We start from the raw sequence: 7,451 nt of genomic DNA, 5'->3' as shown, positions 1-7,451 counted from the left end.
TGAAAGTAGTGAAAAAGGCGTTCATCCCGGAAATGAAAACCACATCTAGCATTGCATCATGTTGTAAAAGAGGCGTTCACCCCAAAAAGCAACCCCACATTTAGCTTTCCTCATCAGAAAAAAATCGTTCATCCCCATAAAGATACTTCTATAGTTAACTTTTTTTCAAAAAAGTAATAAACCACTATTTGTCCCTCGGAAAATTTACAAACATATTACATTCTAGCGAGTCATAGACTATTCAAGAAGTAAGGAAGGTTTACTAACTGCCATGAATGGAGGAATGGATGAGTATATTGCAATCAGGAACTCCCAACTACTTGAAGACAATTAATAAAAGAAAAGTGCTACAAGAAATTATCGAAGGAGATAATCTTTATTCCAGAGCAAGTTTGGCAAAAAGGTTGAAGCTAAGTAAACCGACTATATCGGCATTGGTAGATGAACTGGTGGAAGAAGGCTGGATAATTGAAAAAGAAAGCAAAAAGGCAGCAAAGAGAGGGGGACGAAAACCGGTTCATTTAGTCTTTGATAAACAATTTAAATATACCATTGGCATTGATATTGGCGGAACCTCGACAGAACTAGCGATTATGGATTTGGATGGTGGCTTGATTCTTCATCGAAAAATCGATACACAGGATGGATTGAAGAAAGATTTTATTCTTTTACTAGTTAATGAAGTAAATGCAATGCTAGAAGACAAAAATATATGTCATACGAAAGTGTTGGCTTTGGCGATTGGTGCGCCGGGAATTACTGATTCGAATCAGGGAATCGTGATGGAAGCACCAAGCTTAGGGTGGCTCCACTATCCATTGAAAAGGGAGATGGCAGAGCATTTTCCTTTCCCGATTTACATTGAAAATGATGTGAATATGGCGGTGTTGGGAGAGTGCTGGAAAGGTGCTGCTAAAGATAAATCCCATGTAGTTTTAATAACGATTGGAACAGGAGTAGGCTGCGGAATTGTAATTAATGGAGAATTATTTCGCGGTGGTCAATATGCAGCTGGAGAAATAGGCTACATGATTACTAATAAAGATCAGGCAAGCCAAGGATTTGAATCGGTGTTTGAGGGCTATGGTTTTCTCGAAAATCAGGTAGGTGGTCCGTCTATTGTGAAACAGTATCAAAGCGGTTCTGCTACAAAGAAGGAGAACGCGGAGAAAATATTTCAAAAGGCAATCGAAGGAGAAGCACTAGCGGCTAAAATCATTAACGAGGCTTTGGATCATCTTGCTGTATCTTTAATAAATGTTGCTGCATTGCTTAATCCTGAATGCATCGTATTAGGGGGAGGGATTTCCAAATCAGGCCATTGGTTTTTGCCAAAACTACAAGCGAGAATCGAGCATTATCTGCCTGAACAAAGTAGAACAACGGTAATGCTAACAAAGCTGCCGCATGCTTCCTTGCTTGGCGCAACCGTTCTTTGTATGAAAAAACATGCATTATTGTCTAGTTGAAAAAATAGATTAGAAGGGAGATATACATGCTCTTTCAAAATGCTTTTAAAGTGGTTGATATTCATGGGCATTTACCTGCGAAAAAAGGCAGTAGTTTTATTAAAAGATCCAAAACGGGGGATGCCTATAATGCAGAAAGATCAGAAAGAATGAGGTTAACTTGGGATTTTCCCCATCCTTCAGAGGAAACAGACGAGCAAAAAGCAATCCCGCTCATGGATCGATGGCTAGCAGAGCTCGATACATATGGTGTAGAAGTCATGAACTTTCTTACGGCAGAAGACAATGATGATATGGCTGCGAAAATTAGCGAGCATTCAGACCGATTTATCGGGTTTGCTCATCATTCTATCGAAAGTAGCGATGCTCTGCCCGAGCTAAAAAGAGCGATTGAACAATTAGGATTAAAAGGCTATAAAATGTTTGGGCCCCTTGTGAATAGACCGTTGCATGATGAAGCCTTAATGCCAGTTTGGCAATATTTATCAGATAACCAACTGCCAGTTTTAATTCATTTTGGATTGTTAGGCAGAGCTGGTGGAATAGTGGAACATCAAAATATGTCTCCCCTTGCGATTTTTCAAGTAGCAAGAGAATTCCCAGATCTTCCAATCATTATTCCTCATTTTGGTGCAGGCTACTTCAAAGAGCTGTTACATTTATGCTGGAGCTGCCCAAATGTTTATGTCGATACATCTGGCTCTAATCAGTGGGTAAGATGGATGCCATATCCATTAGATTTAGAGACGCTCTTTCGAAAAACATTTGAATTGATTGGACCAGAAAGAATTATATTTGGCACAGATTCCAATGGCTTTCCGAGAGGCTTTTCCTATCGATATTTACAAGATCAGGTAAGAGTATGCAGAGAAATTAATATGAGAGAGGATGATATGGAGAATATCTTTGGGAACAATGCACGCCGTTTACTCAATTTAGAGATGGGAGTGAAGCAGCTGAATGCCAGACAGTAGATCACATATATATGTAAATCATATCCTAGAACCTACCTACGATTTTACCAAGCAACATTTCCTTCCCTACTTATTAGAAATTAATATCGCACATGCTACCATGTTAGCCCGCCAAAAAATCTTAAAAATCGCAGATACCGAAAAAATCATTAAAGCGAATCAAGGCATATTAGCGAAAGGCTATGGAAAGAATTATGATCCTATCTTTGAAGACTTATTTTTTATGATAGAAGAAGATTTAAAACAAGAAATCGGCGAAGAGCTTGTAGGGAATATGCATATTGCCTTCAGTCGAAACGATATGGATGCTACCATGTACAGGATGTTAGCTCGTGAAAAGCTTTTGCATTTTCTCACCGTGCTTATCGAATTAAAAAAGGTATTGCTGGGTCTTGCAAAAGAACATGAACGAACGATTATGCCAGCCTATACACATAATCAGCAAGCACAGCCGACTACTTTGGCCCATTATCTTTTAGCCATAGATAGTAGCTTAGAGAGAGATCTGGAGAGAGGCTTTTCTCTTTTAAAAAGAATAAATCAGTCGCCAATGGGTGCTGCTGCTCTAGGTACTTCTGGCTTTCCAATTGACCGTCCTTTTATGGCAACACAATTAGCTTTTGATAAAGCGATGGAAAATTCCTATGATTCGATTAGTGCCGCAGATTATATGCTTGAAATAGCTAGTGTAATCAAAATTGCCTTAAGCACCTTGTCCCGCTTTACACATGATCTTATGTTTTTTACGACAAATGAAGTAGATGCAATCAGGCTAGATGAAAGCTTAGTGCAAACATCAAGCATCATGCCTCAAAAACGAAATCCATCATCCTTAGAACATACCAAATCCCTTATTAGTAGAACAATTGGAGAAATAAACGCCGTATTTATGATGCCACATAATGCACCTTTTGGGGACATTGTCGATATCGGGGATGACATCCAACCTATTCTTATTAATGGCTTTTCTCATTCTTATCAAATCATCGAATTACTGACAGAAATTCTTAAATCTATGGAGGTGAATGTAGATAAGCTCTTTACCCGGTGCTGTGAAGGCTTTTCCACCGTCACGGAATTAGCAGATGTGCTTGTAAGAGAATGCCATTTATCCTTCCGTGATTCTCATCAAATTGCCAGTGTTTTAGTCCAACAATTATCTAGCTCTGGGAAAAAAATAAATGATGGCTCTGCTGAATTGGTTAAACAAATTGCCAAGGAAATATTGGGTACACCACTTGTTTTTACAGAAGCACATTATAAAAATGCGATTGATCCCTATCAATTTGTCCTTGTTCGCTCCGTACTAGGAGGTCCTAATCCGAAAGAAACAGAGAGGCAGCGGATACGCTCCACTCAACATGTAGAGGCTTTTTCTAAAGAAGTAGAAACATATAGACAGAAATTTACTTCTTATAAACAGCTACTACACCATAACAGCTACAACGTGTTAAGTAATAATAAATAACTTGTTTAATAGGAGGGGTTCTATTGAAAAAAATGTTAGGTGTTTTTCTTTTTCTCATAGTGTTAATGGTAGTTGTTGGCTGTTCAAAAGGAAAGGAATCTGGGGGAGAAGAAGGGGATACAGTAACCATTGAATACTGGCAATATGCCTATAAGGCTAAAGTTGATTTAATGGATGAGCTTATTAAAGAATTTGAAGAAGCAAATCCAGGTATCAAAGTAAAGCAAACAACCTTCCCTTATGAGCAATACAATGAAAAAGTGGCTACATTAGTTCCAGCTGGAAGAGGTCCAGATGTCATTAATTTATATTATGGCTGGCTTCCGAAATACATTGATTCAGGTTATTTACAGCCTCTTCCGGAAGATACATTCCCGGTAGATCAAATTGAAAGTGAATACTTCTCCTTAGTAAATGCAGCGAAATTGGATGATAAGTATTGGGCAATTCCAACGGCTGTTCGTACACTGGCGCTTTTTTATAACAAAGATCTTTTCGAAAAAGCAGGCTTAGATTCGAACAGTCCACCAGAAACATGGGATGAATTAGTAGATTATGCGAAAAAGCTGACAGTCAGAGAAAATGGAAAGTTAGTAACAGAAGGGATGGCATACGAAATAGGAGCTCAGTTGAACAACTGGTTTTATGATGCCTTAGTTTATCAGGCTGGTGGTCAAGGATTAAGTGAGGATCGGAAGCAAATTCTTTGGGATGATACTCCTGCTGGGTTAGAAGCATTTACGTATTTAGTGGAATTTGGATCCAAGCATAAGGTTGGGGAAAGCGGATTTTATACAGATGATGTAACAGCATTTAAAACAGGCAATGCAGCGATGAATATTGATGGCTCCTTCCGTCTGGGAACATTGGCTACAGATGCACCTGATTTAAATTATGGAGTTGCGCCACTGCCATCCTATAAAGAGAAAGCAACCCAATCATCATTCTGGGCAAATGGCATTACTGCAAAAGTAGAAGGGGAAAAATTAGAAGCATCGAAAAAATTCTTAGCGTTTTTAACAAGTGATGAAGTGATGGAACGCTGGATTGATGAGGTAGGGGAACTGCCAGCAAAAGAAGCGGTAGCAACACAAGATAAATACGTAAATGATCCGCTATATGGTCCATTTATTGAACAGCTTCCTTATGCGAATGCACAATTCTATGTCGACGAAACCGCGCAGAGACAGTATGTTATTGATGCGGTGAATGAAGTATTGCTAAATGGGGTTTCTATTGAGGATGCTTATAATGAATTTGCGGCTAAATCACAGAAGCTTTACGATGACTATTGGAGTAAAAAGTAAATCTGATGGGATAAAGAAAGGCGAATTTCGTCTTTCTTTATTCAGAAAGGAGGGGGCTCCATGACTAGTAAGAACGATTCTATTGTCAAAAAAAAGACTGCTAGATTCACGTTAAAACAGCAAAAATATATATTTGTGTATACTTGCTTGCTTATTCCTCTTCTCTTTTTTATTTCGATTCGATTTTTGCCAACACTTTATACCTTTAATATAGGATTCCGGGAATGGGATATTCTTTCGGAGGAAAAACCATTTGTTGGAATGGATAATTATATGACTCTTTTTAAAGATGAAATTTTTCGAAAAGCACTAGTAAATACGTTCATCTATGTTGTATTTGGTGTCATTGGGCAGTTGCTGTGCGGGATAGGGGTAGCTTTACTGCTGCAAAGAATCAATAAATTTGTCGGTGTGTTCCGAGCGATATACTTTATTCCTTATGTGACAAGCATTGTTGCCGTAAGCTGGGTTTTCAAATGGATTCTAATGAACAACGGGATTGTGAATGATATCCTGATGAAATGGGGCTTTGAGGCCCAGCTTTTTCTAAAATCACCGGATCAGGCGATTTATATTATTATCTTAACAATGATATGGCAAGGCTTAGGCTTCCAGATGATTATCTTCTTAGCTGGCCTTGAAAATATTCCGAAAATGTTCTATGAAGCAGCAGAAATAGATGGGGCGAATAGCTGGAATAAATTTATTCATATTACTTTGCCCTTATTAAATCCGACAATCGTATTTTCCGCTGTCATTGGAAGTATTAGCTTCTTACAAACCTTTACACAGGTCCAAAATATGACACAGGGTGGACCACTGAATTCAACGATATCGGTTGTGCTTTATATTTACGAATTAGCATTCCAGCACTTTGATATGGGCCTAGCTTCTGCGGCAACCGTTCTGTTATTTATTATTATTTTAATCATAACCATTATTCAAATGAAGGTATTAACGAAGAAATTTGAATACTAGAAAGGTGTGGGGGTGAAGACTTGAAAAAAAGAAGGTACTTTAAAAAATCGATTGTCTATATTCTACTAACCGTGGGTGCAATTTTTATGTTGTTTCCATTTATTTGGATGGTATCAACATCCTTTAAACCGCCATCTGAAGTATATGGACTAAAGCTGCTTGCTGACCATCCTACTTTAGACAATTATCGAAAAATCATGGTAGATACGCTATTTAATAAATGGTTTTTTAATAGTTTTATCGTTGCAATTATTACTACCTTAAGTGTTGCTTTATTTGACACTCTTGTTGGCTATGTTATCGCTAAATTTTCGTTTGTTGGGAAAAATATTATCTTTTTATTCATCCTAAGCTCTCTTATGATTCCGACCGAAATGCTAATTATTCCTTGGTATATCATGTCTACCGATTTAGGCTGGGTCGATACTTACTGGGGAATTATGTTTCCAGGCGTCATATCAGCTTTTGGCATTTTTCTGATGAAGCAGTTTATGGAATCTATCCCAGATGATTTGCTTGATGCAGCAAGAATCGATGGATTAAATGAATTCAAGATTTTCTTTCAAATCGCCATCCCACAGGTTTATCCAGCCTTATCAGCACTTTGTATTTTCACTTTCCTAGGAAACTGGAATGCCTATCTATGGCCCCTTATCGTCATCGAAACAGAAGAAATGCGAACACTGCCTGTCGGACTTGCCTTTTTCTCCGGCGAAAACCAAACCTATTGGGAAATCGTCATGGCAGGCGCAACGATAGCCGTCGTTCCACTCATCATCGTCTTCTTGATCTTCCAACGCCATATTATAAAGGGAATTACGCTGACGGGGTTGAAGTGAGGTTGGTTGGGACATGGGGTCAGGTTCCTTGTCCCACGCTGGTATCGAGGAGTCGAGATGTGGGGGGATGGTTATGCATTTTACTGGATTCGTTAAAACAAAAGGAACCACTTAGGTTTCTTTTTTTTGGGTGAAACCAAAGCGATAATATATATAAATCATAATAGATTCATTAATGCAACGTGAGATATACGGAGTATAAAGAATTGGGCTGACATCAAAAGGTAAGCTTAAGAATTCACTGCAGATAGTCCTATAAGATAAGGGACTTATGAATAGGAGTCAGTCTATAATAGGAAGATAGTCACGTAATCTATTGAAATAGAAAAAATGATGGTGTGGAATGATAGCGTTTCCCCTCTCTTAATTTCCACATTAAAAAGGTAAAAGATGCTGTATGGAAGGTAACTAATATT

6 protein-coding genes are annotated in these 7,451 nt (G+C 38.3%); all 6 read left to right on the top strand.

Annotated elements, in window-relative coordinates; translation table 11 throughout:
• Nucleotides 1-287 precede the first annotated feature (287 nt).
• The 6 genes from ADJ83_RS03090 to ADJ83_RS03065 are packed head-to-tail and all read left to right on the top strand — an operon-like array spanning nucleotide 288 to nucleotide 7,035.
• Nucleotides 288-1,469 (top strand): ROK family transcriptional regulator, encoded by a 1,182-nt coding sequence (locus ADJ83_RS03090; RefSeq protein ID WP_048716848.1) that lies wholly within the window; start codon nucleotides 288-290, stop codon nucleotides 1,467-1,469.
• Between the two features lie 26 nt (nucleotides 1,470-1,495).
• A complete protein-coding gene (locus ADJ83_RS03085; RefSeq protein WP_048716845.1) occupies nucleotides 1,496-2,443 on the top strand; it encodes an amidohydrolase family protein in 948 nt (315 codons plus the stop codon).
• Nucleotides 2,430-3,911: an argininosuccinate lyase gene (argH, locus tag ADJ83_RS03080; RefSeq protein WP_048716843.1), complete on the top strand. Its 1,482-nt coding sequence runs from the start codon at nucleotides 2,430-2,432 to the stop codon at nucleotides 3,909-3,911. Before ADJ83_RS03085 ends, argH begins: the two co-directional genes overlap by 14 nt.
• Before the next feature lie 32 nt (nucleotides 3,912-3,943).
• The gene (locus tag ADJ83_RS03075) at nucleotides 3,944-5,218 is read left to right on the top strand and encodes an extracellular solute-binding protein (RefSeq protein ID WP_048716851.1); all 1,275 of its coding nucleotides are present in this window, start codon (nucleotides 3,944-3,946) and stop codon (nucleotides 5,216-5,218) included.
• A 60-nt stretch (nucleotides 5,219-5,278) separates the two neighbouring features.
• Nucleotides 5,279-6,196: a carbohydrate ABC transporter permease gene (locus ADJ83_RS03070; protein WP_048716840.1), complete on the top strand. Its 918-nt coding sequence runs from the start codon at nucleotides 5,279-5,281 to the stop codon at nucleotides 6,194-6,196.
• 20 nt (nucleotides 6,197-6,216) lie between these two features.
• Nucleotides 6,217-7,035 carry a carbohydrate ABC transporter permease gene (locus tag ADJ83_RS03065; RefSeq protein ID WP_031538843.1) on the top strand — a complete coding sequence of 273 codons (819 nt, stop codon included), beginning with the start codon at nucleotides 6,217-6,219 and terminating at the stop codon, nucleotides 7,033-7,035.
• Nucleotides 7,036-7,451 lie beyond the last annotated feature (416 nt).

Source organism: Bacillus sp. 522_BSPC, assembly GCF_001076885.1.
GTDB classification, from domain to species: Bacteria; Bacillota; Bacilli; order Bacillales; family Cytobacillaceae; genus Niallia; species Niallia hominis.
The sequence above is the reverse complement of the archived record's forward strand: the minus strand, read 5'-3'. Positions and strand labels throughout refer to the sequence as shown.

What these genes read in the sequence shown, in the direction of transcription:
- ADJ83_RS03090 (WP_048716848.1), top strand. Translation starts at nt 288, where the DNA reads ATGAGTATATTGCAATCAGGAACTCCCAACTACTTGAAGACAATTAAT.
- ADJ83_RS03085 (WP_048716845.1), top strand. Translation starts at nt 1,496, where the DNA reads ATGCTCTTTCAAAATGCTTTTAAAGTGGTTGATATTCATGGGCATTTA.
- argH (WP_048716843.1), top strand. Translation starts at nt 2,430, where the DNA reads ATGCCAGACAGTAGATCACATATATATGTAAATCATATCCTAGAACCT.
- ADJ83_RS03075 (WP_048716851.1), top strand. Translation starts at nt 3,944, where the DNA reads ATGTTAGGTGTTTTTCTTTTTCTCATAGTGTTAATGGTAGTTGTTGGC.
- ADJ83_RS03070 (WP_048716840.1), top strand. Translation starts at nt 5,279, where the DNA reads ATGACTAGTAAGAACGATTCTATTGTCAAAAAAAAGACTGCTAGATTC.